Origin of the sequence: Endozoicomonas sp. SESOKO2 (assembly GCF_024606245.1) — a bacterium.
In the GTDB taxonomy this organism is placed as follows: domain Bacteria; phylum Pseudomonadota; class Gammaproteobacteria; order Pseudomonadales; family Endozoicomonadaceae; genus Endozoicomonas_A.
The window spans coordinates 1-1,243 of the sequence record NZ_JAHHPQ010000012.1; the positions used below are offsets into that span (position 1 = coordinate 1).

Sequence of the window (1,243 nt, forward strand, 5' to 3'; positions counted from 1 at the left end):
TCTTTCCCCGCGGCGGACCTGACACCGCTGCTCGATGTTGTTTTTATCGTCATGGTTTTCCTTCTGTTCACAGCCAACGTGCAAACCCTGAGTCTGCCGGTGAACCTGCCTGAGGCCAGCCGTGAAGAAGCCGCTCTTACCGAAGAGCCCAAAACACTCACCGTCAGTATTCTGGCAAAAGGCCAGCCCTGGGCACTGGAAGATCATAAATACGACAGCTTTGAAGTGTTTAGTCAGGCGCTGCTGGCTCGGGTCAGGAAAGCACCTGATACCATGGTCCTGATCGCAGGCGATCAGGAAGCGCCTTTGGGCAACCTGGTTGAGTTAATGATGTTTTTGAGTGAGCACGAAATTACTGCCGCACAAGTTCTTATGGAGGAGAAGAGTCCATGAACAAAACAATTGTAAAGAAACTTCTGGTCCCTCTGGCAATGGCTGCCCTGCTGCCACTGTCTTTCTCCACAACGGCAGTAGTGATCAACACTCAGAACAACGGTTCAGCAGACGAGAAGCGCATTATTTCTGCCGGCAGTGGCATTACTGAAATCATTTATGCTTTGGGTGCTGGCGATCAGCTGGTGGCTGTTGACCTGACCAGTAACTATCCTCCGCAGGTTAACAAACTGCCCAAGCTCGGCTATCACAAGCAGCTCTCTGCCGAAGGTATTCTGGCACTGCAGCCTGACATGCTGATTGGTACAGACGACATGGGGCCAGAAACTACCCTCACTCAGCTGGAAATGGCAGGTCTGGAAGTAGAATCCTATGCCACCAAATACTCGGCTGAAAGTATCCATCAGCGAATCCGTTCATTAGCTACACTGCTGGACAAAGAGAAGGAAGGGAAAGCCCTCTGGCGCGCTATTGACAGCGACCTGAAAGCCGCTAGAGAAATAGCTGACGGCAAAGATAAGCCCAGAGTCCTGTTCTTGCTCGCTATGGAAGGCAGAAACCCATCCGTTTCCGGTGCCGGTACCGAGGCCAATGCCCTGATCAAGCTGGCCGGTGGCTTTAATCCTGCAGAAGCTCAGTTCAACAGTTATAAACCTCTGTCCAATGAATCGCTGTTGACCCTTGCCCCTGATGTGATTATCTATTCGGATCGTGGCCGCGGATTCACGATGGAACAGTTGCTGGACAGCCAGCCTGTTTTGAAACAGACACCTGCGGGTAAAAATGCCCGTGTCATTCCCGTAGACGGTCGGTTACTGCTGGGTGGTCTGGGTCCAAGAACCGGCGAAAC

2 protein-coding genes are annotated in these 1,243 nt (G+C 52.1%); both read left to right on the forward strand.

Annotated elements, in window-relative coordinates; translation table 11 throughout:
• Positions 1 to 393, forward strand: a 393-nt coding sequence (locus KDK17_RS00365; protein ID WP_257287086.1) for a biopolymer transporter ExbD, incomplete at its 5' end; no start/stop codon positions are given.
• The coding region (locus KDK17_RS00370; RefSeq protein WP_257287087.1) for a hemin ABC transporter substrate-binding protein at positions 390 to 1,243 on the forward strand (854 nt) is incomplete at its 3' end. The genes KDK17_RS00365 and KDK17_RS00370, both read left to right, overlap by 4 nt.